Raw genomic sequence first — 26,523 nt, forward strand, 5'->3', positions numbered from 1 at the left:
TTGCGGCTCCCCGCCGACCAGGAGGTGCGCTCCTTCCCGGATCGCCTCTTCGACATGCGCGTGAACATGTTCGCGGTGACGTTCGTCGACCAGCGGTCCGATGCGGTCGGCCCACGCGATCGCCTCGTCGATGAGGGCATTGAGGAACACGTCGGCGACGGATTGCGCGACATAGACGCGCTCCACCGAGACGCAGATCTGTCCGGCGTTGGCGAAGGCCCCCAGCGCGGTCTGGGCGGCAGCCCATGCCGGGTCCACATCCGCGTCGACGATCAGCGCGTCGTTTCCGCCATTCTCCAGCAGCGCCTTGGCGCCGCGTTCGGCGCAGGCTCGCGCGATCTCTCGGCCGGTCGCGCTGCTACCCACGTGCGCGACGACGTCGACGTGTTCCGCGGCCGCCAACCGTTCCCCGACGGTCCCGTCGCCGTTGACGATCTCGAGGACGCCTTCGGGTAGCCGGGCGGCCAGCAGTTCGGCGAACCGCCGGCCGGTCTGTGGGCAGCGCTCGCTGGGTTTGTGCACGACGGTGTTGCCGGTCACGAGGGCCGCGCCGAGCAATCCGGCCGCCACCGCGACCGGACCGTTCCACGGCGTGATCACCGCGACCACCCCGCGCGGCTGGGGAACCATCAGATCGGTCGCCGACCATCCGCCCTGCAGGGCCTGGCCACGATGCAGCGGACCCAGCTGGGCGTACTGCAACAGCGTGCCGACGCCGGCCTCCACGCCGCCGCGCGCGTCGTCACGCAGTTTGCCGGTTTCCCGCTCGTTCAACTCGGCCAGTTCGTCGATCGCGGCGCGGACGTCGTCGGCTGCGGAAGCGATCGCGGCGGCCCTCTCCGCCGGCGGCGTGCGCGCCCACGAGCCGGCGGCGGCCGCCGCGCGCCGGACGGCGTCGTCGCAGTCCGCCGGCTCGGTGATGGGCACCTGCGTGACGGGGTCACCGGTGCGCGGATCCAGGACGCTGATGATTTTGGTAAGGGTCGAAGCCACGACAGCGGATACCCTGCGCCCGGCCGGGCCAATCAGCCGCCCGAGGCACTCGTGGGGAGACGGGCCAAGACGGCTCGGGACACAATCGTTGTCCTGTATGGTCAGCGTGTCCGCCGGCGCACCGGAACGAGGAATTCGATGGCAAACAGGTTCCCCGACAACGCTTTTACCTCGCGGCGGGCGGTGGATCCCGGGTTGCGAAAGATTGCCCGGTTCCTGCCCCGCGGATACGCGCTGCACCGCGGCCTCAAGCTTCAGCGGGCGGTCATGAACCTCTTCAGTAGCACGGGACGGCTGCGGGACGTGCCGGAAGCCGCGGTCAACGAGCACGTCACCGTCCGGCTGCATCGTCCGGCCGGTCTCCCCGACCGGGCACCGGCACTGTTGTGGGTCCACGGCGGCGGCACGATCATGGGCCATGCGTCCCAGGACGACAAATACCTGCGCAAACTGTCCCAGCGTACGGGCGTCGCGATCGCCGCGGTGGAACACCGGCTGGCGCCGGAGCACCCGTACCCGATCCCGGTCGACGACTGTTACGCGGCGCTGCTGTGGCTCGCGCGCCAACCGTGGGTGGACCCCGATCGGATCGCCGTCGGCGGCGCCAGCGCCGGTGGGCATTTCGCGGCGGCGCTGGCGCAACAGGCCCACGACCGCGGGGACGTCGCTCTGGCATTCCAGCTGCTGGTGTATCCGATGCTGGACGATCGCACGGGCGCCGACCACGGCAGCCACCGGCGGATCATGTGGACCGCATCCGACAACCAGTTGGCGTGGCGCTGGTATCTCAACGGCGCCGACCCGGAACAGGCCGCCCCGGCGCGCCGGGGCGATTTGTCCGGCCTGCCGCCGGCGTGGATCGGCGTCGGGACGCTGGACCTCTTCTACGAGGAGTGCCTGCAGTACGCGCGGCGCCTGCGCGAGGCGGGCGTGCCCGTGCATGAGGAGATCGTTCCCGGCGCCTTCCACGCGTTCGACCAGATCGTCGAGAAGGCACCGGTGTCGGTGAATTTTTTCACCAGTCAATGCGATCACCTGCGGGACGCCCTGGCAGCGACCCGCGCCTAGCCCACCGCCCCAAGCCCTCCTCCCGGGAGCCGACCCAAAACAACTGTGCACCAGCAGCATTGGTCGCATAGCGCCACGGTCGATCCGGCCGCCCGCACCCCCGCCCAGCGCCCGCGGCGGCGAGCCAAGCCGCCGGCGGCCGCCGGGGCGCGACAGGCAAATCCGGCGCCTTTTGACTGCAAAGTGTGCAGAACGTGCAACTATGGGTGCATGTCCAACCCGGTGGGCCTGCGCGAGCGTCGTCGGCGCCAGACGAGCGCGGACATCCGCGACGCCGCGGTGCGCCTGGCCCTTGAGCGCGGATTCGACAAGGTGACCATCGAGGAGATCTGCACCAACGCCGGGGTGTCGACGCGCACCTTCTTCAATTACTTCCCCAACAAGGAATCCGCGATCGCCTACGGCCCCTCCGACATCCCCCCGGAGCTGGTCGCGGATTTCGTCGCGGCCGGGCCCGCACCCTATTCGGTGGTGCTCGAAGAGCTGATCACGCTTGCGGCGCACCACCTCCGCGACGTGCCGCCGAAGCGCGAACAGGCCGCCGGCATGCTGGAACTGGCAAAGACCTCCCCGGCGGTCCTGGCGGCATTCCTCGCCGACCTGGAACGGTTTCAAAATCACCTGACCGACGTCGTGGCGCGGCGCCAGGGCATGCGACCCGACGACGAGATCGTCGCTTTGATCGCGGCGCTGGCGCTGACGGCTGTGCGTTCGGGCATCGAGCGCTGGTCACGGGGCGAGGGCGGCGGCCCGGATGACACGCCGATGCCTTACGTCGAGCGCGCCGCGGCGCTGGTCAACAGCATCTTCACGAAGTGACCTGAAACACCGCGGCCGATTGTTGCATGACGTGCAAGATATGCACATTATGTACTATGCTCAGCAGGCAGCATCGGCAAACGCGTGATGAGGTGGCGTCGGTGCTGGGGGCGACCGCCGGCGCGCTTGGGCAGCCGTTCCCCCTTCGGGCAAACGAGCGCACACGCATCAGAGTGATCGGCAACCCTTGCGGTGCAACGCAAGTCGTGGCGCTTCCCTGCCCATGAACTGGTGCACAGGTCACGTTGACGCTGACCAGAAGACGACCGGACGGGGAAGGGAAATCACCTAGGTGCAGGTATCGAAGGTTGTGCGCAACGCGTGGTTGCCCCTGCTGATCGTGGCGGTCCTGGTGGTCGGCGGCTTCGCCGTCGCGCGGGTGAAATCTTTCTTCGGCGCCCACGACACCGGCATCCTGACGAGCCCCCGCCTCGACGATTCCAAGCCGTTCAAGCCGAAAGTCGTCAAGTATGAGGTGTTCGGCTCGGCCAGCAGCGCCAACGTGAACTACCTGGACCTGTCCGCCGACCCGAAACGGATCGACGGCGCGCCGCTGCCCTGGACGCTGGTGCTCAGCACGACCGCACCATCGGTGTTCCCCAACCTGTCCGCACAGAGCGACGGTAATTCCCTCGGTTGTCGCATCACGATCGACGACGAAGTCAAGGCCGAGAACATGACCCACGGCGTGCACGCCCTGACCTTCTGCATGGTGAAATCCGCATGAGCGCACACCTCGATGACGCCCGCACCGACACCATCCCCGTCGCCCATGAACCGGTGCGGGACAAGATCCCGCGCATCATCCGGACTTTCGCCGTGCCCATCATCCTGGTCTGGATCGCGCTCATCGCTGTACTCAATACCGTCGTCCCCCAGCTGGACGAGGTCGGCAAGATGCGCTCGGTCTCGATGGCTCCCGACGATGCGCAGTCGGTCGTCGCGACCAAGCGCATGGGGGCGATCTTCAACGAGTACAAGTCCAACAGCTCGGTGATGATCGTGCTGGAGGGGCAGAAGCCGCTTGGCGCCGATGCGCACGCCTTCTACGACGAGATGGTCAGGAAGCTCGACGCCGACACCAAACACGTCGAACACGTCCAGGACATGTGGAGCGATCCGCTGACCGGGGCGGGCGCGCAGAGCAACGACGGCAAGGCCGCCTACGTCCAGGTGTACCTGGCGGGTAACCAGGGCGAGGCCCTGGCGAACGAATCGGTCGAGTCCGTCCAGAACATCGTCAAGAGCTTGACCCCGCCCAAGGGGGTCAAGGCGTACGTCACCGGGCCGGCGGCCCTGTCGGCGGACCAGCATGAGGCCGGCGACCGCAGCCTGCAGCTCATCACACTGGCCACGTTCACCGTCATCATCGGCATGCTGTTGTTGGTCTATCGGTCGGTGATCACCGTATTGCTGACGCTGGTGATGGTGGTGCTCGAGTTGTCGGCCGCGCGTGGCATGGTCGCTTTCCTGGGCTACTTCAAGCTCATTGGGCTCTCGACGTTCGCCACCAACCTGTTGGTCACGCTGGGAATCGCGGCCGCCACGGACTATGCGATCTTCCTGATCGGCCGATACCAGGAGGCCCGCGCCGTCGGCGAGTCGCGGGAAGACGCCTACTACACCATGTACAAGGGCACCGCGCACGTGGTGCTCGGGTCGGGCCTGACCATCGCCGGCGCCACCTTCTGCCTGCACTTCACCAACCTGCCCTACTTCCAGACGCTGGGCATCCCGTTGGCCATCGGCATGGTGGTCGTCGTCGCGGCGGCGTTGACGCTGGGTCCCGCTGTCATCTCGGTGGTCACGCGATTCCGTAAGACACTGGAACCCAAACGCACGCAACGGATCCGCGGGTGGCGCAAGATCGGCGCCCTGGTGGTCCGGTGGCCCGGCCCGATCCTGGTCGTGACGATCGGGATCGCGCTCGTCGGCTTGCTGACCCTGCCCGGGTACCGCACCAACTACAACGACCGCAACTACCTGCCGGCCGACCTTCCGGCGAACGAGGGTTACGCCGCGGCGGACCGGCACTTCTCCCAGGCGCGGATGAATCCCGAAGTGCTGATGATCGAGAGCGACCACGATCTGCGCAACTCCGCGGACTTCCTGGTCATCGACAAAATCGCCAAGGCGGTCTTCCGGGTGCCGGGAATCGCCCGCGTGCAAGCCATCACGCGGCCGCAGGGCACGCCGATCGAGCACACGTCGATCCCGTTCCAGATCAGCATGCAGGGCGTCAGCCAGCAGATGAACCAGAAGTACCAAGAAGACCAGATGGCCGACATGCTGCACCAGGCCGACATGATGCAGACGACCATCGACAGCATGGAGAAGATGCAGAGCATCACCACGCAGATGGCCGACGACATGCATCAGATGGTCAAGAAGATGCACGACATGACCATCGACATCAACGAATTGCGCCAGCACATGGCCGATTTCGAGGACTTCTTCCGGCCCATCCGCAGCTACCTGTACTGGGAACGGCACTGCTACGACATCCCGGTGTGCTGGTCGCTTCGCTCCGTCTTCGACGGCCTGGACGGCATCGACATCATGACCGACGACATCGAGAGCCTGTTGCCCATCATGGATCACCTCGACACGCTGATGCCCCAGATGGTGGCGCTGATGCCGTCGATGATCGAGAACATGAAGGCCATGAAAACGACGATGCTGACCATGTATTCGACGCAGAAGGGCCTGCAGGATCAGCAGAAGGAGGCGCAGAAGAACTCCAGCGCCATGGGTAAGGCGTTCGACGCATCCAAGAACGACGACTCGTTCTATCTGCCACCGGAGACGTTCAACAACGCCGAGTTCAAAAAGGGCATGAAGAACTTCATTTCGCCCGACGGCCACGCCGTGCGCTTCATCATCAGCCATGACGGCGACCCGATGTCGCAGGAAGGCATTTCGCACATCCCTGCCATCAAGAAGGCCGCCTACGAAGCGCTCAAGGGCACGCCGCTGGAGGGCTCCAAGATTTATCTGGCGGGCACGGCGTCGATCTACAAGGACCTCAGCGACGGCAACACCTACGACTTGCTCATCGCCGGGATCTCTTCGCTGTGCCTGATTTTCATCATCATGCTGCTCATCACGCGGGGCGTGGTGGCGTCGGCCGTGATCGTGGGGACCGTCTTGCTCTCGCTGGGCGCGTCGTTCGGCCTGTCGGTGCTGATCTGGCAGCACCTCATCGGGATCGAGCTGCACTGGATGGTGCTGGCGATGTCGGTGATCATCCTGCTGGCCGTGGGCGCAGACTACAACCTGCTGTTGGTGGCCAGGTTCAAGGAGGAGATCCACGCGGGGCTGAACACCGGGATCATCCGTTCGATGGGCGGTACCGGCTCGGTGGTCACCTCGGCGGGCCTGGTGTTCGCGTTCACGATGATGACGATGGCGGTCAGTGAGCTGACGGTCATCGGGCAGGTCGGGACCACCATCGGACTGGGTCTGCTGTTCGACACCCTGATCGTGCGGTCGCTGATGACGCCGTCCATCGCCGCGCTGCTGGGCAAGTGGTTCTGGTGGCCGCAGCGGGTGCGGCAGCGCCCGGTGCCGTCGCCGTGGCCGAAGCCCAGTGCGGCAAAGGCAATCGAGGAGACCGAATCTCTCAGTCCCGCTAGGTAACCCACTCGGGCTGCCCGGCGGTGTCCACCGCGGAGAAGTCCTTGTGCCCCAGGCCGGCCGTGGTGCCGCCGTCGACGACGAACTCCGATCCGGTCGAGTAGCTCGACTCGTCGCTGGCCAGGTAGACCACGAGGTTGGAGACCTCCACGGGCTGGGCGATCCGGCCCAGGGCGGTCTGGAAGATGTCCTCGGGGACCCACTCGGTCATGGGCGTCTTGATGAGGCCGGGGTGGATGGAGTTCACCCGGATGCCGCTGGGGCCGAGTTCCAGCGCCGCCGACTTGGTCAGCCCCCGGACGGCGAACTTCGTCGCGGTGTACCCGTGGCAGGCGATGGTGCCGGCGATCCCCTCGATGGAGGAGATGTTGATGATCGAGCCGCGGCCGGCTTCCTTCATCGGTTTGACCACGGCGCGGATGCCCAGGAACACGCCGGTGAGGTTGATGTCGAGGATGCGCTGCCACTCCGAGAGGGCGTAGTCCTCGAGGGTGCCGACGTTGATGATGCCGGCGTTGTTGACGAGCACGTCGAGGTGCCCGAACTCGCTGACGGCGGTGGCCACCGCGGCGTCCCAGTCCTCGGGTTTGGTCACGTCGAGGTGCAGGTAGCGGGCCGCTCCGGGATTCACACGGCCGACCTCCGCGGCGACGGCCTTGCCCTCGTCGTCGAGGATGTCACCGAACACCACCTTGGCGCCCTCGGCGACCAGCGTTCGCACGTGCGAGGCGCCCATCCCCCGCGCGCCCCCACTGATGAGCGCGACCTTCCCGGCCAGCCGTTCTGCCACTGCGAGTCTCCCGTCGTGTCGGTTCGTCCTTGCACCATACGTATAGGAGTCGACGTATGGCCATAGTCAGCCCACGACGTCGAGGGTCGCCGCCGCGGAGGTGATACTTGGCGAGAACGGAGTGTCGACGCACATCTCGGAACTGTTTTCGACGCGACGCGGAAAGTGTTGAATAAGCCCTCTGAACTGGTATCTTTTTTATCTAGTCTTCTTGTCTAGAAACAGTCTATCTCGCTAGACTATATTGGTGGTCAAGGAAGAGCCCACCCGATCAGTCACCAAAAGGCTCAAGGAAGCCGGTTTCATCCGGACGAGCACCGACGGTCGTCACTCCAAGTGGACCCACCCGTCTGGCGTCTGGGTACCGGTCCCCGATAGCCACCGCACGATCAGCCCGGGCGTCGTCCGCAATATCAACAAAAAGATCGAAGAGAGCCAGAAGGAAGCATGATGCGCCACTACAAAGCCGAAATCACCCGCGACGGCCGCTGGTGGATGATCAACGTGCCCGAAATCGACCAACTCACCCAAGCCCGCCGTATCAACGAAATTACCGAAATGGCCCGCAGCCTCATCGCGATCAGCACTGGCGAACCCCTTGACCAAATCACCGTCGACATCGTCAGTATCGACGTCCCAGGCATGGGCAACATCCAACGCAGCGCCGACGAACTGGTGTTCATGCGCGAACAAGCCGCCCAGGCCGCCAAGAAAGCCCAAAACATGGCCGCCGCATTCGTGAATGAGCTGACCGCAGCCGGCATTCCGATACGCGACGTCGGCGAGCTCCTCCACATTTCGCCGCAGCGAGTCAGCCAGCTCGCCAACACATAGGACGACGCTTCGCCCCTTTGGCTGCCTAAATCCTCGTCCGCGCTGACCTATACGACACACTGCTCGAGGAAATCGGGGATCCGCGCGCTCAGCACAGAGTTCACGACGGCACCAACGTCGTCATCTTCGGGGGTTACCACTGCGACGGCCGGTATGCCTAGACGACCAATTACATCCACCGCGGACGACTCAAGGTGGCAGAGCCGTTGCGAAATTGTCAGCCAGGCGGGTCACTGGACGTCGGCCTACCTCACGACCTCGAAGACCGCCGCGGCGGAGGTGACGGCCTTGTCCGCGTTCCCCTCGTCGTGCAGCAACATCCGCACGCCGACGCGTCCGGGGGCACCCGGATGCGCGGTCCCCTCGACGCGGAAGGGCCCGACCTTGCCGCGTGACATGAACATGACATGCCAGCTGACCACCTGCAGCTTCCGCGTCCCGGCAACCTGGGCGGCAAGGTCGGTCGCCGCGGTCTCGAGGACGACGTGCTGCGGCCCGATGTGCAACGCGGCGTCGGGGGACGCGAGTTCGGTGCTCAACTCGGGCAGCACCCAATGACCGTCGGCGCGCCTGCCGGCGCCGAAGGCCTGCCATAGCGGCGGCAGGTCCGGCGAGTCCTCGATCACCAGTTCCGTGCCCGCAACGTCCATGCGGCCCAGGCCTTCCGACGGAATGCCGATGATCGCACCCTGGCCCTCGTTGAAGGCGATCACCCGCTCGGGGTTGTCGGCGTCGACGATCGTGCAGCGCCCATAACCCATGGTGCGGCCCTGATGCACGATGCCGGAGCCGACGATCTCGACCCGGTCGACGTCGTAGCCGGGGTCGATGATCTGGACCGACGCGATGACCGGGTTGGGCACCGCGACCATGTCGGTCTGACAGCCCTCCGGGGAGGAAATGGCCAGCGGCGCCACCATGATTCCGCCGGCTTCGTTGCGCATGTCCCGCCGGATGGTGACGGTGTCGTCGACCTCTCCGAGGTCCATCGAGGAATGCTTGCGGCCGATGTAGCGGTAGCTCAGCAGACCGGTCCAGCGCCGATACAGTTCGTCCCGGTAGGCCTCGGAGTCTCCCGCCAATTCCCGGATGTCACGAAGCTGGTCACCCAATTGGGGCCTCCCTCAAGCTTTCCCGTGCCGCACCTGGTTGAACGGCACGCCGCGGTCCGCGGCGCGCTCGCGTGGAAAGTTCAGCACCCGCTCCCCGATCACGTTGCGCGCCATCTCCGTGGTCCCCCCACCGATGCTGGCGATCTGACGCCCGAGGTAGCGCGTGCCGATGTCGAGCAGCCCCGTTCCGTCGTCGACCGTGGCCGCCGGCCCCGCCACGGCCAGCGCGGCGTCGTTTTCGACGTCGTGCACCTCGGCCATGGACAGCCGGATGATCGATCCCGCGGCGGGCGGCAGGGATCCGTGGGTCACGGCGTGGAAGACGTGCTCGCTGAGTTGCCGGTGCACGACACGGTGGGCCAAGGCACGGCCCACCAGTTCGCGAACTCGTTCGCTGCCGGCCTGTTTCGTCTCCTCGACCAGGGACGGCAGGTCGACCGAAATGTCTTCGGCCTCGGCAATTCCCGGACCGCTGGTGTATTCGGATCCGTCGCCCATGCTGCGGCGCTCGTGGTAGAGCTGCCGCGAGGCGACCTCCCAGCCCTTCCCCGGCTCCCCCACCACGGCGTCGTCGCCGACGTCGACGTCGTCGAAGAATTCCTCGCAGAACTCGACGGAGCCGTTGACCTGTTTGATGCGGTTGATCGTGACACCGGGATGGCGCAGCGGCACGAGGAACATCGTCAGCCCTTCGTGCTTGGGCACGTTCCAGTCGGTCCGGGCCAGGCACAGGCCGTAATCGGCGGCGAACGCCCACGTGCTCCACGTCTTGGCGCCGTTGATCATCCATCGCCCGTCGCGGCGGTCGGCGCGCGTGCGGACGCCCGCCAGGTCCGAGCCCCCGCTGGGCTCGGACAGCAACTGCACCAGCACTTCGTCGCCCCGCAGCGCGGCCGCGATGTGGGCGCGCTTTTGCTCCTCGCTGCCCATGTCGAGGATGGTGGCACAGCAGATGGCAAACGACGGCACGTTGAGCATCAGCGGGGTCTCGTAGGCCAGGGCCTCGGCGTCGAACGCCTTCTTGTATTCGTAGCCCAGCCCGAGGCCGCCGTATTCGCGCGGAAAGCAGATGCCGGCGAATCCGCCGTCGAACAACTTCTTCTGCAGTTCGCGGGCCCGCCGCCAGGAGGTCAGTTCGTCGCGCTGCAGCACCATCGCGTCGCCGGAATCCAGCCGCGGCAGGTTGTCGGCGAGCCATGCCCGGGCCCGGCGCCGGAATTCATCGACCGACTCGGAAGTCACCGGATGGCCTCTCGTTCGAGCGTCAACCTTGTGCTGGGCGACTGTACAGCACCGCTCCGCGGCACGTCGAGACCCCTGTCCGGCGCCGTCGTCAGCGGCAAGTAATGTGCGGTCCTCACCATGATCGAGACGCATCCCTTCGACGACGCCATCCGACTGGAGACCGTCGGGACCGGCACCGTGCGCGGCCGCACCCATCCGGAATGGGCCAACATGGTGGGCCCCTTCGGCGGCATCACCGCCGCCGCGATGCTGCGCGCCATCGAGTCCCACCCGGACCGCATCGGCGAGCCGCTGGCCCTGACGGTCAACTACGCCGCGCCCATCACCGACGGCGACTTCGACATCTTCCTGCGGGCCGCGCGCACCAACCGCACCAACCAGCACTGGATCGCCGAACTCAGCCAGGGTGAGGACGCCAAGACCACGGCGACCGCGTTGTTCGCCCTGCGCCGCGACGGTTGGGCCGACACCGAAAGCCGCCCGCCCAGCGCGCCGGATCCCGACGGGATCCCTCCGACCGACCCCGGCCTCGTTCGGTGGACGAGCCTCTACGACATGCGATTCGTCGAGGGCCCCATGCCGGGCAAAGACGGCCGCCCGAGCCCGTCGTCGACCACCACGTTGTGGGTGCGCGACGCCGGGCGACGCCGGCTCGACTACCCGGCGCTGGCCGCGCTGTGCGACATCTTCTACCCGCGGGTGTACCTGCGCCGTGGCGCCATCGTCCCTGCCGGCACGATCTCGTTGACGACGTACTTTCACGCCGACCAGCAGCAACTCGACGGGCTGGGCAGCGACTTCGTGCTGTGCACCGCCCACGCCAACCGCTTCACCCGCGGCTACTTCGACCAGAGCGCGCAGCTGTGGTCGCGGGGCGGCGTGCTGCTGGCGACCACGCATCAGGTCGTCTACTTCAAAGGCTGAGGGGTTTACACTTCGCCAGGGAAACGTCACGCTGTGATGCTTACGGAAAGAATCGAGCCGTCATGACAGAGCCCGCGGAGGGCATGGTCGCCGACGCGGACGCCGCGACGCTGCTGGCGATCGAATCCATCAAGCAGCTCAAGGCCCGCTATTGCCGGCACCTCGACGCCAAGGACTGGGCCGCCTGGCGCACCGTTTTCACCGATGACTTCGTCAGCGACACCGCCGAGGCCGGCGGGAAGGTGATCGACGGAGCGGACGAGTTCGTGGCGTTCACGCGCAAGGCGCTCGGACGGCCCGGCCAGGCCACCGCCCACCAGGTGCACGCCCCCGAGATCGCGCTCAACTCGGCGACGACCGCACGCGGGGTGTGGGCGCTGCAAGACGTGGTTCGGTTCGGGCCGGGGCTGACGTTGGTGGGCTACGGCCACTACCACGAGACCTACGAGAACATCTCCGGACAGTGGTTCATCAAGAGCTCCAAGCTGACTCGATTGCGAGAGGATATCGTCACACCCGTGATTTCTTTCTACGTTTCGGGACGAATCCGCCGGGCGATCGGCAGGCTCGCCAACGGGCTGATGAAACCATGACCGCCTCCACCGTTCTGGTCACCGGCGCGTTCGGACAAGTCGGCAAGCGTTGCACCCAGATTCTCCTCGACCGGGGACGCACCGTCATCGCGATGGATCTGCGCAACGACAACACCGTCGGCGTCGAACGAGAACTGGCCGCCGGCCGCCACCCCGGGACGCTGATCCCGGCCTACACCGACCTGCTCGACGCCGAGGCGCTGCGCGACCTCGTCACCACCCATGAGCCCGACGCGGTTGTTCACCTCGCCGCGATCGTCTCGCCGCTGTCGTATCGCAAACCCGCGCTGGCCCGCAAGGTGAACGTGGGCGGCACCGAGAACCTGTTGGCGGCCTGCGCCGCACTCCCCCGGCCGCCGTTGTTCCTGATGGCGTCCAGCGCCGCGGTGTACGGGTCGCGCAACCCCTACCGGCAGCCCGAGCGGATCACCCCGGACACCCCCGTCAACCCCATCGATCAATACGGCCAGGACAAGGTGCTCGCCGAGGCCGCGATCCGGGCCAGCGGCCTGCCGTATGCGCTCTTCCGCCTGGGTGGGGTCATCTCGCCGGACACGCACACGACGGTGAACGGCGATTCCCTGCTGCTGATGCGGTCGATGCCCGGCGACAACCGCATGCATGCGGTGGATGCGCGCGACGTGGCGCTGGCTTTCGCCAACGGTGTCGACCGCGGGGCGACCATCGCGGGCAAGGCAATCCTGATCGGCGGCAACGAGTCCTACGTACTCACACAGCGCGACCTCGAAGACGGCTTGATGGAGGCGGTCGGCCTGGGCGGGCTCGGCCCGTCCGCCAGCCTGCCCGGGGATCCAGGCGACGACCGCGGCTGGAGCTTCACCGGCTGGTACGACACCACCGAAGCCCAGGCGCTGCTCGACTTCCAGGAACACGACTGGTCGCAGACGCTGGAGTGGATCGCCGAAACGCAGGGCCGCATGCGCACAGTGGTGCGGCTGCTGAGTCCGATATTGCGGCCGGCGCTGCGCGCCGTCCTGATGGTGCAGCGCCGGCTCGAGGGACGCGGGCCGTACGCCGACCCGTGGGCGTTGATCGAGAAGAAGTACGGCACCGCGGCGCTCGCCGGCTCTGGCGGTTGACCCGCGCACCGACACTCGTCACTCGCATCGGCTTGTCTTGCGCCGCAACATGTTCGGACCGCCCGATTAGCGGTCGATCCACTCCATCTGCGCTTCCGCGTGATGGCCGCCCAACGGCGGGGTGAGCCGGTCGAGCCGGGCCAGTTGGTCCGGTGTCAGCTCGACGGCGTCGGCGCCGACGTTCTCCTCGAGCCGCGCCACGCGTTTGGTTCCCGGAATCGGCACGATGTCGGGCCCCTTCGCCAGCAGCCAGGCCAACGCGACCTGCGCGGCGGTGGCGCCGACTTCCGCGCTGATGCTGCGCAATTCGTCGGCGCTCTCGAGGTTGTGCGCGAAATTCTCGTCGAAGAACCGCGGGTTGGTCTTGCGGTAATCGCTGTCGGGCAGCCCTTCGGTGGAGCGGATGGCGCCGGTGAGGAAGCCGCGGCCCAGGGGTGAGTAGGCGACGAAACCGATCCCCAGTTCGCGCAGCAGCGGCAATATCGCGTCTTCCTGGTCGCGGGTCCAGAGCGAATACTCCGATTGGACGGCGGTGACCGGGTGCACGGCGTGCGCGCGCCGGATGGTGTTCACGCCCACCTCCGAGAGGCCGACGTGCCGGATCTTCCCGGCGGCGACCAGCTCGGCCAGCGCGCCGACGGTGTCTTCGATCGGGGTCGCGCGGTCGAGGCGGTGCTGATAGTAGAGATCGATGCGATCGGTACCGAGCCGTTGCAGCGAACCGTCCACCGCGATACGGATGTTGGCCGGGCTGCTGTCCAGGCCGTTGCGACCGGTGTGGGAGATGAGGCCGAACTTGGTGGCCAACACCACCCGGTCGCGCCGGCCGCGGAGCGCGCGGGCGAGGAGTTCCTCGTTGGCGTAGGGGCCGTACACCTCCGCGGTGTCGATCAGCGTGACGCCCAGGTCGATGGCGCGGTGCACGGTATGGATCGACTCGGCGTCGTCACTACCTGCGCCCGCGTAGGCCACGGACATGCCCATCGCGCCCAGGCCCAGGCGGCCGACCTCCAGGTCGGCGAGGTGAGCTAGTTTCATGCGGTCATTGTGCGCCCGGCGACGTGGCGCCGCGGGACGGGTACCGTTGCGCGAGTGCAGCGCATCGATCTTGCCGCGATCCGATGGACGACGTAGCCGCCGCGCGACCGCCCCGCAATCTGGCGGTGGACTTCTACCGCGCGTCCGGCGTGGTCCTCATCGTGCTGGGTCACTGGCTGGCCGGTTCGGTCACCTACCGTGACGGGCAATTCGGCCGCGAGAACCCGCTGCTCGACATGCCCTGGACGCAGTGGCTGACCTGGATCTTCCAGGCGGTTCCGGTGTTCTTCTTCGTGGCCGGCTACGCCGGCGCGGTGTCGTGGTCGCACCGGCGCGACGCCGGCAGTTTCTCGCGCCAGGACTGGATCAGGCACCGACTGGCTCGGGTGCTGGGTCCGACCACGGTCTACGTCGCGCTGGTTTCGGTGATCGTGGTCGTCCTGGAGTTGCGGCGCACACCGGGCACGGTGCTGGAATACGCGGGTTGGGCGGTGGCGATGCACCTGTGGTTCCTCGCCGTGTACGTGCTGGTGGTCTCGCTGACGCCCATTGCCGTTGCGGCGCACCGGCGTTGGGGTCTGCTGGTGCCGGCGGTGCTGGCGGCGGGGGTCGTGCTGATCGACGTCGTCTCGCTGGCCGGCCATGTCCCCTACGTCGGCTCGCTCAACTACCTGCTGTGCTGGGGCCTGCTCTACCAGCTCGGGATCGCCTGGCGCGGTGGGCTGTTGGCCGGGCGCAGACCGGTGCTGCTGGCCGCCGGTTCGGTCGTCGCTCTGGCGTTGCTGATCCGGGTGGGACCGTACCCGGTGAGCATGATCGGCGTCCCGGGCGAAGCGATCGAGAACACCACGCCCCCGACGGTGGCGATGATGGCGTTCGGGTGCACGCAGGCCGGGTTGGCGATGGCGTTCGCGGCGGTACTCGACCGGGTTCTGCGCCACCGCCCGGTACAGCGGGTGTTGTCCACCGCCAACGCCAACGTGATGGCTCTTTACCTGTGGCACATGATCCCGGTGGTCGTCGTCGCAATCGTCGCGTATCCGGCCGGGCTGATCCCGCAACCACCCGAGGGTTCGGCGGCGTGGTGGCTGGTCCGGCTGGAGTGGATCACGATCCTCAGCGTGGTGACGGCGGGCGAAATGCTGTTGTTGTGGTGGCAGCGGCGGTTCTTCGCGGTTCCGCTGCCCACGTTCGGCTTGCCCCTTGGCGACCGGTGGGCCGAGGCGATCATGCTGACCGGTGCCGTCCTGGCCGCCGTCGGTCTGCATCTGTTGGCGCAGGGCGGCTTCGCACCGGACGGGCGGTTCTCGTGGCCGGCCGCGGGCGTGTTCGTCACCGGGGTCGTGTTGGTGGCGGCGCGGCCCAGATCCCTGTCACCCGTCACCGGGCACCCGACGCAGCGGCGCCCGAGCGCCTAACGGTGGGCCGGCGGCACGTGGTCGGCCAACTTGTCGGTAGACAGGCACAACGAGCAGACATGCGCGCCGTGCGTCTCGCACGCCACCACATCCGGCCGCTCGTAGTCGTGGTGGCAGACATGGCAGTTCAGCTGCGCGGCTGAGGGGTTGCCGTGTTCGTCATACATCGGCAGGTCGATGCCGTCGTGGGTGCGGCGCAGGTAGTACTTGCCCTTGGTCGCGATCGCCAGAATCGGCGGCATCACCAATGCCACGATGATCGCCACCAACGGCGAGTAGGGCCGCAGCGCCGGACCGAGACCGCCGAAGAAGGCGACGATCGACAGCCCGGCGGCCAGCAGCATCGACCCGAAACCCACCGGGTTGACGGCATACAGCATGCCGCGGCGAAACTCCGGCGTCTTCGGCGACAACTTGAGCAGGTACTTGTTGACCACGATGTCCGATGCCACGGCCACCACCCAGGCCATCCCGCAGTTGGCGTAGAACCCGAGAATCGTGTTCAGCACGTCGAACATGTCGGCTTCCATCATGACCAGCGCGATGACGAGGTTGACGGCGAGGAACACGACGCGGCCGGGGTAATGCTTGGTGACGCGGGTGAACGAATTGGTCCACGCCAACGAGCCCGAGTATGCGTTCGTCACGTTGATCTTGATCTGGCTGAGCACGACCAGGATCACGGCCAGCGCCAGCGCCAGCCAACCCGGCATGAAGTTGCGGTAGATCAACAGGAATTGATGCACGGGCTGATTGGCCACCGGCGTGGAGCCCGCCACTCGCGAGATCAGGTAGACCGCCAGGAACAGGCCGATGATCTGTTTGATCGCGCCGAACACCACCCAGCCCGGTCCCGCGAGCAGCACCCACGTCCACCAGCTGCGCCGGTTCGCCGGCGTCCGTGGGGGCATGAAGCGCAGGTAGTCGATCTGTTCGGCGATCTGGGCGATGAGCGAGAGGCACACCCCCGCCGCCAACAGACTCGAACCGATGTCGACGGTGCCGTCACCGCCGCGGCCGCGGTACCCGAAGAACTGATGGACCGAATCCGGATGCCGCACCACGAGGTAGACGAATGGCACGACCATCAGGACCAGCCACAGCGGCGTGGTCCAAAGCTGCAGTTGTGAAAGCACTTTCATCCCGTAGATCACCAGCGGGAAGATGATCAGCGTCGAGCACGCATAGCCGGCCCAGAGGGGCACGTGCAGGCCCAGCTTGAGCCCCTGCGCCATGATGGAGCCCTCGAGCGCGAAGAAGATGAAGGTAAAGGTCGCGAAGATGACGTTGGTGACCACCGAGCCGTAGTAGCCGAAACCGCTGCCCCGGGTGATCAGGTCCAGGTCGAGGTTGTAGCGCGCCGCGTAATACGCCAGTGGCAACCCGGTCGCGAAGATCACCAGCGCGAAAATGCCGATGCCACACAGCGCGTTCGCGGTGCCGTACGCGATGCCGACATTGGCGCCGATGGCGAAGTCCGCCAGATACGCGATGCCGCCGAGAGCCGAGATGCCAACCACCGCCGTGGACCACCGACGGTAGCTGCGCGGCGCGAACCGCAGCGTGTAATCCTCGAGCGTCTCCCTGGTGGCCGTCATGGTGTCCAGGTCCACGACGGCCGCGGACAGATCGACGTCCGACTCCGCTCTCTGCGTCATACCCACCCCTCGCTCGCGAAAAAGTCCCGACGAAGATAGCCGACGCGGGTTGCGGGAAGGTGACGCCCGGCATCTTCGAAGCCCCCCGCCACGGGCGCCCGGGCCGTCCCCCGGCACCGCATTTTCGGGTATGCGACCAACGGCCCTGAGAGAGGGGTCGTAGTGCCCTGGTCGGGCCGATTTTCGCGGAGAAACGTTTCCGCCAAGGCTCGGATTCCTCGAGCAGTTGAGCCTAGGCTAGACGGAGACACCCTCGGTAAGGGAGTAGACATATGTCACACGCGACGCTCCACACCAACAACGCCCCTCAGCAGCGCACGCACGATGCCGAGCTACTCAGGGAGTCCGGCGTGCACAAGCTCGTCGTCGCCGACCGCGACGGCAACTGCTTGGCTTTCCTCTTGGCGTGGGACAGCTTCGACTACGACCCCGAGACGGATACTTACGTGTGCGTCGCCGATGGCGACGGCAGAGAGCTCATGACGGTGTACACCGCCGGCGAGATCAAGCCGGCAGCAAAAGCGAACACGTACGTCGTCACCGCGCCGGCGAGGGTCGCCGGCCCCAGGGCGCTGTAGGCGCAGCCCACCGACGGACCGACCAGCGGCGGCTCCTGGCACGTCATTTCCCATGGCACGCCGAAGGATTCGGCATGCGACCTGATCGTCCGGGGCGCCCGGCGGATCGGGCTGCCGGCGCCGAACGACGTCAATCACGTCGGCCGCCGAGCCTGACCGAATCTTGACATCGCGGAGCTTATGATAGACCGTTCGTACGGTTAGTTTGAGCCAAAAGGGTGGAAGATGCCCCGATCGCCTGGTAGACGTGGCGAGATTTTCGACGCGTTCGTCCGCTATGTCGCCGAACGCGGCTATGACAGAACGAATATGGGCGACATCGCCGACGAGCTGGGCATGTCGAAGGGCACCATCGTTCACCACTTCGGGACCAAAGCCCAGATGTTGCGGGAACTCGAAGAAACGCATCTGTCCCGCCAACTCGATGCGCTGGAGATGGCATGGGCCCGCCTGGCCGCGCCCCACGAACGCATCGCCGCCATCATCTACGCCTCCGCACTGCTACAAGTGGTCGCCCGGCATGCCACGGTGGCGAGCCAACGCGAGGTGGTTCAGTTGTTCGACGACCCGGCGATGCAGCACGTGCGCAAATTGCGTCATCGATTGCAAGCGCTGGCGATTGACGAGATCCGAAGCGGGATCGAGAGCGGCGTGTTCCGCAGCGTCGACGCCGAGCTGGCGGCCCTGCAGCTGTGGGGGTCCCTGCAGTGGATGTGGGTGTGGTTCGATCCCGCCGATTCCCGGACGCCCGAAGAAGTCGGCGCCGCCTTCGTCGACGTGTTTCTCGGTGGACTGCTGCTCGACCGCCTGAGCCTGAGCAAGTGGACGGACCCCTCGGCGCAGGTCGTCTCGGTGGTACGCGAATGCCTTGCCGCGGTCACGAGTTCCGCAGATTGATCACCTAGCCTCGAACGCCCTGCGCCGGAAGGCGATTGACCTCGACCGATCACCGTTATGCGCCGGAGGCGGCCCGGTGGAACCTTCGTCGGGCTAACCGGCAAGTGGGTTGTCACTGTACGCCAGGTCAGTGATTGCCCCGCCTTTCCCGTAGCGACCCGCGCGCGCGCAATCAACAGGGACCGCCATTGGAAGGCTGAAAATCCCTGTTAATGGAGCGAATACCGCGACTTCAACCTGAGCAGGCACATCTGCCGATCCCCGGCGTCACGGCGACGCACAGCGTAGGTTATTGACTGACCGTACGGTCGAATGCCATAGTTGCTGCGTGGCGCAAACGAGGGCGGTATGGAGTTGAGGGCACGGTCCCGAAGTGCCAGTCGGGGGGATCACCTGGTCGACTGGCGGCGGGAACGAGGCGGTGGTGCGCCCCACGGCGAACACACGGCACTGCCGCACCGAAGCAGGGGGCGAGGGCGCCCGCAGTCGTCGTCGCTCCCCCGCCCATCGAGCGGCTCTGTAGCGCAACTCTTTTCGCCATGCGGCGGCTGGGCGAACCAGCCCGCCGATCCAGACCGAGTTCGCCAGCGCGGTTCCGATCCGGGCACGGCCCGCGACCCTCGTGGGCGCTCGGCGGACACGGCGCCACTCGGTGCGCGCTTGACTGAAGGGCGGTGCGGATGACCACCTCGCACCCGGTTGCCAGCAAAGTGGGGAGCCGGCTTCGGCCCGGGACCGAGGTCGCCGGCGGGTTCTTCCGCATGTGCGTGCTGACCGGCAAGGCGCTGAAACAGCCATTCGAGTGGCGCGAGTTCATCTGGAATGGCTGGTTTCTCATGCGGGTGTCGCTGCTGCCCACCATCGCGGTGTCCATCCCGGAAACCGTGCTGCTCATCTTCACGCTCAACCTGCTGCTGGCCGAGATCGGCGCCGCCGACGTCTCCGGCGCCGGTGCCGCGATCGGCGCGGTCACCCAGCTCGGCCCGATCGTCACCGTCCTCGTGGTCGCCGGGGCGGGCGGCACCGCCATCTGCGCCGACCTCGGCGCGCGCACCATCCGCGAGGAAATCGACGCGCTCGAGGTGCTCGGCATCGACCCGATCCACCGGCTCGTGGTGCCCCGCGTCGTCGCATCGACGATGGTCGCGGTGCTGCTCAACGGCCTCGTGGTCGCCGTCGGACTGGGGGGCGGCTACCTGTTCAGCGTGTACCTGCAGAACGTCTCGAGCGGTGCCTACCTCTCCACGTTGACGGCGCTCACCGGCCTGCCCGAGGTCGTGATCGCGTTCATCAAGGCCGCGACGTTCGGGCTGATCGCCGGGCTGGTCGGCTGTTACCGCGGCCTGATCGTCCGCGGCGGGTCCAAAGGGTTGGGGACCGCCGTCAACGAGACGGTGGTGCTGTGCTTCATCGCGCTGTTCGCCGTCAACGCCGCGCTGACCACCATCGGCGTCCGGTTCGGGACGGGGCGCTGACATGTCCACGGCTGCAGCACTGCGCGTCCGCTTCCCGCGGACCAGCGCGCTCGTCATCCGCTACGGCGACGTCCCGTCCCGGCCCCTGGTCGAGATCGGGCAGATGGTCTGGTTCGCCCTGAGCGCGATCGGGCAGATCCCGTTCGCCGTGCACCGCTACCGCAAAGAGCTGCTCCGCATGGTCGCCCAGATGGGCATGGGCACCGGCGCGATGGCGGTGGTCGGTGGCACCGCCGCCATCGTCGGCTTCATCACCCTGTCCGCGGGCTCACTGGTCGCCATCCAGGGCTACGCGACGCTGGGCAACATCGGTGTCGAGGCATTCACCGGATTCTTGGCCGCCCTGGTCAACGTGCGGTTCGTGGCGCCGGTGGCCGCCGGTCAGGCGCTGGCCGCCACGGTCGGCGCCGGCGCCACCGCCGAACTGGGCGCCATGCGCATCAGCGAGGAGATCGACGCGCTCGAAGTGATGAGCATCCGGTCGGTCCCCTTCCTGGCGTCCACCCGGGTCGTCGCGGGCCTGATCGTCATCATCCCGCTCTACGGGTTGGCGATGACCATGGCGTTCCTGTCCCAGCAGGTCACCACCGTCCTGTTGTACGGCCAGTCCATCGGCACGTACAACCACTACTTCCACACCTTCCTGCGCCTCAACGACGTGGGGTGGTCGTTCGCCGAGGTCATCCTGGTCGCGGTCGTCGTGATGACCACCCACTGCTATTACGGCTACACCGCCACCGGCGGCCCGGTCGGCGTCGGCGAAGCGGTCGGCCGGTCGATGCGGCTGTCGTTGATCACGATCGTCGTGGTGGTCGTCCTGACCGCGATGGCGGTCTACGGCAAAACCCCGAACTTCAACCTCACCGTGTAGCCGCCCATGACGACCCCCGCCCCGAAACTCAAGGAGAACCCGCAACGCATTCCGCCGTACCGGACGACGGCGCTGGTGTTCTTGATCGTCTCGGCCGTGGTGTTGGGGTTCGTCTGGTTGCAGTTTCGGGGCCGGCTCACGCCGACGACCCAGTTGACGATGCTGGCCCCGCGGGCCGGTTTGGTGATGGACCCGGGTTCGAAGGTCACCTACAACGGCGTGGAGATCGGCCGGGTGGCCAGCATTTCGGAGATCGAGCGTGACGGCACACCGGCCGCCAGGTTCGTCTTGAACGTGAATCCGAAGTGGATCGAGCTGATTCCGTCAAACGTGGACGCCAATATCAAGGCAACCACGGTGTTCGGCAACAAGTATGTGTCGTTGACCTCACCGAAAAAGCCCACGCCGCAACGCATCACGTCGCAACACGTGATCGATGCGAGGTCGGTGACGACCGAGTTCAACACGCTGTTCGAGACGCTCACCTCGATCACGGAGAAGCTGGATCCGGTCAAGGTCAACCTGACGCTGGCCGCGGCCGCGCAGGCGTTGACCGGGCTGGGCGACAAATTCGGGCAATCGATCGTCAACGCCAACGCCATCCTCGACGACATCAATCCGCAAATGCCGCAGATCCGGCATGACATCCAACAGCTCGCGACGCTGGGCGATGTCTACGCCAACGCCGCGCCGGATCTGCTTGACTCGCTGAACAACGCGGTGGTCACGGCGCGCACGCTGCACCGGCAGGAAGCCGACCTGGATTCCGCCCTGTTGTCCGCGGCGGGGTTGGGCAACACCGGCGAGGACATCTTCAAGCGCGGCGGGCCCTACCTGCAGCGCGGCGCCGCCGACCTGGTGCCCACCGCCCAGCTGCTCGACACCTACAGCCCCGAGTTCTTCTGCACCATCCGCAACTACTACGACGAAGAACCGGCGGCCTATGCGACGACGGGCGGCGGCAACGGCTACGCGCTGAGAACCATGACCGAGCTGACCTCCGGGCTCGGCGGCATACTCACGCTGCCGGGGCTGGCCGGCACCGCGGCCACCATGGGACTCCTCGGGCTGGCCGGGCTGGTCGGCGGGGCACCCAATCCCTTTGTCTATCCGGACAATCTGCCGCGGGTCAACGCCCGCGGCGGCCCGGGCGGCGCGCCGGGTTGCTGGCAGGCCATCACCCATGACCTGTGGCCGGCCCCGAGTCTGGTGGTGGACACCGGCGCCAGCCTCGCGCCCTACAACCATTTGGAGACCGGCTCCCCGTACGCCATCGAGTACGTCTGGGGCCGTCAAGTCGGGGACAACACGATCAACCCATGACAGCGATGAATTCATGAAGATTACCGGCTCCGCCATCAAGCTCGGCATCGTCTCGCTGGTGCTGCTGCTGATCACCGTGTCGATCGTCGTGGTGTTCGCCCAGATGCGCTTCAACAGCACCAACAGCTACTCCGCGGAGTTCAAGAACGCCACCGGGCTGAAGAACGGCCAGTTCGTCCGCGCCGCCGGGGTGGAGATCGGCAAGGTCAAGGCGGTGCGGCTGATCGACGGCGGCCGGCGCGTGATGGTGGACTTCGACGTCGACCGCTCGATACCGCTCTACCAGACGACGACCGCGCAGATCCGCTATCTCAACCTGTTCGCCGACCGCTACCTCGAGCTCAAGCGCGGCGAGGGCGAGGGCGCCGACCGGGTGCTGCCGCCGGGCGGGTTCATCCCGTTGTCCCGGACCGCACCGGCGCTGGATCTCGACGCCCTGATCGGTGGTTTCAAGCCGCTGTTCCGCGCGCTCGATCCCGAGAAGGTCAACACCATCGCGTCGGCCATCATCACCGTTTTCCAGGGGCAGGGCGGCACCATCAACGACATCCTCGACCAGACGGCGCAGCTGACCGCCCACATCGCCGAACGCGACCAGGCGATCGGTGAGGTGATCAAGAACCTGAACACCGTGCTCGACACCACGGTTCGGCATCGCAAGGAGTTCGACCAGACCGTCGACAACTTCGAAAGGTTGATCACCGGCCTGCAAAACCACGCCGACCCGCTGGCCGCCGGCACCGCCAACATCAGCAACGCCACCGGAACGGTCGCCGACCTGCTCGCGGACAACCGCGCTCTGCTGCACAAGGCGATCAACTACCTGCAGGCTCTGCAGCAGCCGCTCGTCGACCAACGCGATCAGCTCGGCGACCTCATCCACAAGACGCCGACCGCGCTCAACCTGATCGGACGCAGCATCGGCCTCTACGGCGACTGGGTCAACTTCTACCTCTGCGACCTCAGCATCAGGTGGAACGGGTTGCAGGCCGGCGGCCCGGTCCGCACGGTCCGGATCTGGCAGCAGCCCACCGGCAGGTGCACGCCGCAATGAGAACGCTGACGGAATTCAACCGCAACCGGGTCGGGCTGATGGGCATCACCGTGCTGGTGCTCGTCGTCGCCGTCGGCCAAAGCTTCACCAGCATCCCGATGATGTTCGCCAGTCCGAGCTACTACGGGCAGTTCACCGACACCGGTCAACTCAACAAGGGCGACAAGGTGCGCATCTCCGGCGTGAACGTCGGCAAGGTGGAGGCGTTCGACATCGACGGCGACCACGTCCTCATCAAGTTCAACATCGGCGCCAACACCATCGGTAGCGAGAGCCGGCTCGCGATCAAGACCGACACCATCCTGGGCAAGAAGGTGCTCGAGATCGATCCCCGGGGAAGCCAGACGCTGCGTCCCGGAGCCGTGTTGCCTCTGGGTCAGAGCACCACCCCCTACCAGCTCTACGACGCGAACTTCGACATCACCAAGGCCGCCACCGGCTGGAACATCGACACCGTCAAGCAGTCGCTGAATGTCTTGTCGCAGACCGTCGATCAGACCTACCCGCACCTGAGTGCCGCGCTCGACGGTTTGACCAGATTCTCCGACACCATCGGTAAACGCGACGAACAGGTCAAGCACCTGCTCGCACAGGCCCATCAGGTGGCCAGCGTCCTCGGTGATCGCAGCGAACAGATCAATCGGCTGCTGGTGAACACCAAGACGCTGCTCGCCGCGTTCAACGAACGAAGCCGCGCCATCGGCGCTCTGCTGCAGAACATCTCCGCCTTCTCGGCCGAGGTTCAGGGCTTCATCAACGACAACCCGAACCTCAATCCCGTGCTCGAGCAGCTGCGCGCGATCAGCGACGTGCTGGTGGCGCGAAAGGACGACCTGGCTCAAACCCTCACCTACGTCAGCCAATTCGCCGCGTCGCTCGGGGAATCCGTCGCGTCCGGGCCGTACTTCAAGATCGTCCTGTCGAACCTGCTGCCGTATTGGATCCTGCAGCCGTTCGTCGACGCCGCCTTCAAGAAGCGCGGCATCGACCCCGAGGACTTCTGGCGCAGCGCCGGGCTTCCCGAGTTCCGCTGGCCCGACCCGAACGGCACCCGGTTCCCCAACGGGGCGCCGCCTCCCGCACCGCCCGTGCGGGAAGGCACCCCCGACCACCCGGGGCCGGCCGTCCCGCCGGGAACGGCCTGCTCGTACACGCCGCCGGCCGACGCGCTGCCGCGGCCGTGGAACCCGTTGCCGTGCGCCGGTGTTGACGCCGGCGCGTTCGGCGGCAGTTTCCCGGCACCGATCGACGTCGCGGCGTCGCCGCCGAACCCGAACGGCCTGCCGCCGACACCCGGAATCCCGATCGCCGGGCGGCCGGGCGAAGCGCCACCGAACGTCCCGGGCACACCGGTGCCGCTGCCCGCCCAGGCCCCACCGGGCGCGCGCACCGAGAACCTGCAACCCGCCGGCCCCACCCCCCACCGTCGGCGTTCGCGCCCGGGCCTCCGCCGGGACCGCCCGCGCCGCCGGGACCCGGCGAGCAACTGCCGGCACCGTTCATCAACCCCGGCGGCACGGGGGGCAGCGGCGTCACGGGAGGTAGCCAGAATTGAGCAGCGTCTTCCCCATCGGCAAACTGCGGCCCCGGACGGTCGTAGGGGCCCTGATCGTCCTGCTGGCGCTGGTCGCCGGGCTCGTCGGCTGGCGGCTCTACCAGAAGCTCACCACCAACACCGTGGTCGCTTACCTCCCAACGGCGAACGCGCTCTATTCCGGGGACAAAGTCCAGATCATGGGCGTTCGCGTGGGATCGGTCGACAAGATCGAGCCGGCCGGCGACAAGATGAAGGTGACGTTTCACTACGACAATAAATACAAGGTGCCGGCCAACGCGTCCGCGGTGGTCGTGAACCCGACACTGGTGGCATCGCGCAGCATTCAGCTGGAGCCGCCCTACAAAGGCGGCCCGGTGATGGGCAACAACGCGGTGATCCCGATCGAGCGCACCCAGGTGCCGACCGAGTGGGACGAACTGCGCGAGAGCGTCGCCAACATCATCTCCAAACTCGGCCCGACGCCCGAGCAACCCAAGGGCCCGTTCGGTGAGGCCATCGAGTCGTTCGCGGATGGGCTGGCCGGCAAGGGCAAGCAGATCAACACCACGCTGGACAGCCTGTCGCGGTCGCTGACCGCGCTGAACGAGGGCCGGGGCGACTTCTTCGCGGTGGTGCGCAGCCTGGCTCAGTTCGTCAACGCCCTGCACAAGGACGACCGTCAGTTCGTCGCGCTGAACAAGAACCTGGCCCAGTTCACCGACGAGTTGACCGGGTCCGACCGCGACCTCGCCAATGCGCTCCGGCAGTTCGACGGCCTCCTCTCCACGCTCCGCCCGTTCCTGTCCAAGAACCGCGAGGTGCTCGCCCACGACGTCGACAACCTCGCCAACCTGACCACCACGCTGGTCCAACCCGACCCGCTGAACGGACTGGAGACCGCGCTGCACGTCCTGCCGACGCTGGAGACGAACCTCAGCCAGATCTATCACCCGTCACACGGTGCCGTCATGTCCATCCCCGCGATCCCGAACTTCGCGAACCCAATGCAGTTCATGTGCAGCATGATTCAGGCCGGCAGCCGGCTCGGCTACCAGGAATCCGCCGAGCTGTGTGCGCAATACCTGGCGCCCATCCTCGATGCGATCAAGTTCAACTACCTGCCGTTCGGGCTGAACCTGTTCAGCACCGCCGAGGCGCTGCCCAAGGAAATCGCCTACTCCGAACCCCGCCTGCAGCCGCCCAACGGGTACAAGGACACGACGGTGCCGGGGATCTGGGTCCCCGACACCCCGTTCTCGCACCGCAACACCCAGCCCGGCTGGGTGGTCGCGCCGGGGATGCAGGGCACGCAGGTGGGGCCGGCCACCGGGGGCCTGTTGACCCCCGAATCGCTGACCGAATTGATGGGCGGCCCCGACTCCCCGCCCCCGCCCGCGGGACTGCAAACCCCGCCCGGGCCGCCGAACGCCTACGACGAGAACCCCGTGGTGCCGCCCATCGGCCTGCAAGCGCCGCAGGTGCCGATCCCACCGCCCCCGCCGGGGCCGGGCGTGGTGCCGGGCCCGGTCCCGCCGACACCGGCGGCCGCAGCGACGGGGG

Annotated in this window: 23 protein-coding genes and 1 pseudogene; 18 read left to right on the top strand and 6 right to left on the bottom strand. The window is 66.8% G+C overall.

The genetic code is table 11. From position 1 onward, the window contains the following. Window positions 1-993: aldehyde dehydrogenase family protein (locus HMPREF0591_RS18925; RefSeq protein ID WP_007170257.1), on the bottom strand; the 993-nt coding region annotated here is incomplete at its 3' end. Window positions 994-1,131: 138 nt separating this feature from the next. Between HMPREF0591_RS18925 and HMPREF0591_RS18930 the strand changes: the two genes are divergently transcribed. The 4 genes from HMPREF0591_RS18930 to HMPREF0591_RS18945 all read left to right on the top strand — a co-directional run bounded on the left by HMPREF0591_RS18930 (window position 1,132) and on the right by HMPREF0591_RS18945 (window position 6,519). After that, window positions 1,132-2,061 (top strand): alpha/beta hydrolase, encoded by a 930-nt coding sequence (locus HMPREF0591_RS18930; protein ID WP_040623109.1) that lies wholly within the window; start codon window positions 1,132-1,134, stop codon window positions 2,059-2,061. A 210-nt stretch (window positions 2,062-2,271) separates the two neighbouring features. Next, on the top strand, window positions 2,272-2,880 hold the full coding sequence (locus HMPREF0591_RS18935) for a TetR/AcrR family transcriptional regulator (protein WP_007170259.1): 609 nt from the start codon (window positions 2,272-2,274) through the stop codon (window positions 2,878-2,880). Window positions 2,881-3,172: 292 nt separating this feature from the next. Continuing rightward, on the top strand, window positions 3,173-3,607 hold the full coding sequence (locus HMPREF0591_RS18940; RefSeq protein WP_007170260.1) for an MmpS family transport accessory protein: 435 nt from the start codon (window positions 3,173-3,175) through the stop codon (window positions 3,605-3,607). After that, complete coding sequence (locus HMPREF0591_RS18945) at window positions 3,604-6,519, top strand: MMPL/RND family transporter (RefSeq protein WP_007170261.1); 2,916 nt, start codon at window positions 3,604-3,606, stop codon at window positions 6,517-6,519. Before HMPREF0591_RS18940 ends, HMPREF0591_RS18945 begins: the two co-directional genes overlap by 4 nt. Here the strand turns inward: HMPREF0591_RS18945 and HMPREF0591_RS18950 are convergent. Beyond that, on the bottom strand, window positions 6,512-7,306 hold the full coding sequence (locus tag HMPREF0591_RS18950) for an SDR family oxidoreductase (RefSeq protein WP_007170262.1): 795 nt from the start codon (window positions 7,304-7,306) through the stop codon (window positions 6,512-6,514). The genes HMPREF0591_RS18945 and HMPREF0591_RS18950 overlap by 8 nt on opposite strands. Window positions 7,307-7,553: 247 nt before the next feature. Here HMPREF0591_RS18950 and HMPREF0591_RS31095 point away from each other — a divergent pair, with 247 nt between their 5' ends. Further along, the gene (locus tag HMPREF0591_RS31095) at window positions 7,554-7,757 is read left to right on the top strand and encodes a type II toxin-antitoxin system HicA family toxin (protein ID WP_007170263.1); all 204 of its coding nucleotides are present in this window, start codon (window positions 7,554-7,556) and stop codon (window positions 7,755-7,757) included. Beyond that, on the top strand, window positions 7,757-8,140 hold the full coding sequence (locus HMPREF0591_RS18955) for a hypothetical protein (RefSeq protein WP_040623369.1): 384 nt from the start codon (window positions 7,757-7,759) through the stop codon (window positions 8,138-8,140). Before HMPREF0591_RS31095 ends, HMPREF0591_RS18955 begins: the two co-directional genes overlap by 1 nt. 245 nt (window positions 8,141-8,385) lie before the next feature. On the opposite strand, the gene HMPREF0591_RS18960 is transcribed toward HMPREF0591_RS18955, so the two are convergent. Then, on the bottom strand, window positions 8,386-9,252 hold the full coding sequence (locus tag HMPREF0591_RS18960; protein WP_007170265.1) for a hypothetical protein: 867 nt from the start codon (window positions 9,250-9,252) through the stop codon (window positions 8,386-8,388). A 12-nt stretch (window positions 9,253-9,264) separates the two neighbouring features. Next, window positions 9,265-10,494, bottom strand: a complete 1,230-nt coding sequence (locus HMPREF0591_RS18965; RefSeq protein WP_007170266.1) for an acyl-CoA dehydrogenase family protein — start codon at window positions 10,492-10,494, stop codon at window positions 9,265-9,267. 120 nt (window positions 10,495-10,614) lie between these two features. Between HMPREF0591_RS18965 and HMPREF0591_RS18970 the strand changes: the two genes are divergently transcribed. From HMPREF0591_RS18970 to HMPREF0591_RS18980, 3 genes are all read left to right on the top strand, one after another. Beyond that, window positions 10,615-11,421, top strand: coding sequence for an acyl-CoA thioesterase (locus HMPREF0591_RS18970; RefSeq protein WP_007170267.1), 807 nt, complete (start codon window positions 10,615-10,617; stop codon window positions 11,419-11,421). A gap of 62 nt (window positions 11,422-11,483) precedes the next feature. Continuing rightward, on the top strand, window positions 11,484-12,014 hold the full coding sequence (locus tag HMPREF0591_RS18975) for a nuclear transport factor 2 family protein (protein ID WP_007170268.1): 531 nt from the start codon (window positions 11,484-11,486) through the stop codon (window positions 12,012-12,014). Then, window positions 12,011-13,114: an NAD-dependent epimerase/dehydratase family protein gene (locus HMPREF0591_RS18980; RefSeq protein ID WP_007170269.1), complete on the top strand. Its 1,104-nt coding sequence runs from the start codon at window positions 12,011-12,013 to the stop codon at window positions 13,112-13,114. Before HMPREF0591_RS18975 ends, HMPREF0591_RS18980 begins: the two co-directional genes overlap by 4 nt. A 66-nt stretch (window positions 13,115-13,180) precedes the next feature. Here HMPREF0591_RS18980 and HMPREF0591_RS18985 read toward each other — a convergent pair whose 3' ends face one another. Continuing rightward, window positions 13,181-14,152: an aldo/keto reductase gene (locus HMPREF0591_RS18985; RefSeq protein WP_007170270.1), complete on the bottom strand. Its 972-nt coding sequence runs from the start codon at window positions 14,150-14,152 to the stop codon at window positions 13,181-13,183. 83 nt (window positions 14,153-14,235) lie between these two features. On the opposite strand from HMPREF0591_RS18985, the gene HMPREF0591_RS18990 reads away from it, so the two are divergent. Next, window positions 14,236-15,570, top strand: a complete 1,335-nt coding sequence (locus HMPREF0591_RS18990) for an acyltransferase family protein (RefSeq protein WP_007170271.1) — start codon at window positions 14,236-14,238, stop codon at window positions 15,568-15,570. Here HMPREF0591_RS18990 and HMPREF0591_RS18995 read toward each other — a convergent pair. Then, window positions 15,567-17,228 carry a purine-cytosine permease family protein gene (locus HMPREF0591_RS18995; RefSeq protein ID WP_007170272.1) on the bottom strand — a complete coding sequence of 554 codons (1,662 nt, stop codon included), beginning with the start codon at window positions 17,226-17,228 and terminating at the stop codon, window positions 15,567-15,569. The two genes, HMPREF0591_RS18990 and HMPREF0591_RS18995, sit on opposite strands and share 4 nt — an antisense overlap. Window positions 17,229-17,500: 272 nt before the next feature. Between HMPREF0591_RS18995 and HMPREF0591_RS19000 the strand changes: the two genes are divergently transcribed. The 8 genes and pseudogenes from HMPREF0591_RS19000 to HMPREF0591_RS19040 form a co-directional block, all read left to right on the top strand. Continuing rightward, window positions 17,501-17,806 carry a hypothetical protein gene (locus tag HMPREF0591_RS19000; protein ID WP_007170273.1) on the top strand — a complete coding sequence of 102 codons (306 nt, stop codon included), beginning with the start codon at window positions 17,501-17,503 and terminating at the stop codon, window positions 17,804-17,806. Between the two features lie 225 nt (window positions 17,807-18,031). Then, window positions 18,032-18,703 carry a TetR/AcrR family transcriptional regulator gene (locus HMPREF0591_RS19005; RefSeq protein ID WP_007170274.1) on the top strand — a complete coding sequence of 224 codons (672 nt, stop codon included), beginning with the start codon at window positions 18,032-18,034 and terminating at the stop codon, window positions 18,701-18,703. A 761-nt stretch (window positions 18,704-19,464) separates the two neighbouring features. Further along, window positions 19,465-20,178, top strand: a complete 714-nt coding sequence (locus HMPREF0591_RS19015; protein WP_425270221.1) for an MlaE family ABC transporter permease — start codon at window positions 19,465-19,467, stop codon at window positions 20,176-20,178. A 1-nt stretch (window position 20,179) separates the two neighbouring features. Further along, complete coding sequence (locus HMPREF0591_RS19020; protein ID WP_007170276.1) at window positions 20,180-21,049, top strand: ABC transporter permease; 870 nt, start codon at window positions 20,180-20,182, stop codon at window positions 21,047-21,049. A gap of 6 nt (window positions 21,050-21,055) precedes the next feature. Continuing rightward, window positions 21,056-22,372 carry an MCE family protein gene (locus HMPREF0591_RS19025; protein WP_007170277.1) on the top strand — a complete coding sequence of 439 codons (1,317 nt, stop codon included), beginning with the start codon at window positions 21,056-21,058 and terminating at the stop codon, window positions 22,370-22,372. A gap of 13 nt (window positions 22,373-22,385) precedes the next feature. Beyond that, window positions 22,386-23,426 carry a virulence factor Mce family protein gene (locus tag HMPREF0591_RS19030; protein ID WP_007170278.1) on the top strand — a complete coding sequence of 347 codons (1,041 nt, stop codon included), beginning with the start codon at window positions 22,386-22,388 and terminating at the stop codon, window positions 23,424-23,426. Further along, a pseudogene (locus HMPREF0591_RS19035) lies at window positions 23,423-24,981 on the top strand (virulence factor Mce family protein). The gene HMPREF0591_RS19030 and the pseudogene HMPREF0591_RS19035 overlap by 4 nt, the downstream one beginning before the upstream one ends. Further along, window positions 24,978-26,523, top strand: a 1,546-nt coding sequence (locus HMPREF0591_RS19040) for a virulence factor Mce family protein (RefSeq protein ID WP_083802023.1), incomplete at its 3' end; no start/stop codon positions are given. The pseudogene HMPREF0591_RS19035 and the gene HMPREF0591_RS19040, both read left to right, overlap by 4 nt.

This window comes from Mycobacterium parascrofulaceum ATCC BAA-614, from assembly GCF_000164135.1.
In the GTDB taxonomy this organism is placed as follows: domain Bacteria; phylum Actinomycetota; class Actinomycetes; order Mycobacteriales; family Mycobacteriaceae; genus Mycobacterium; species Mycobacterium parascrofulaceum.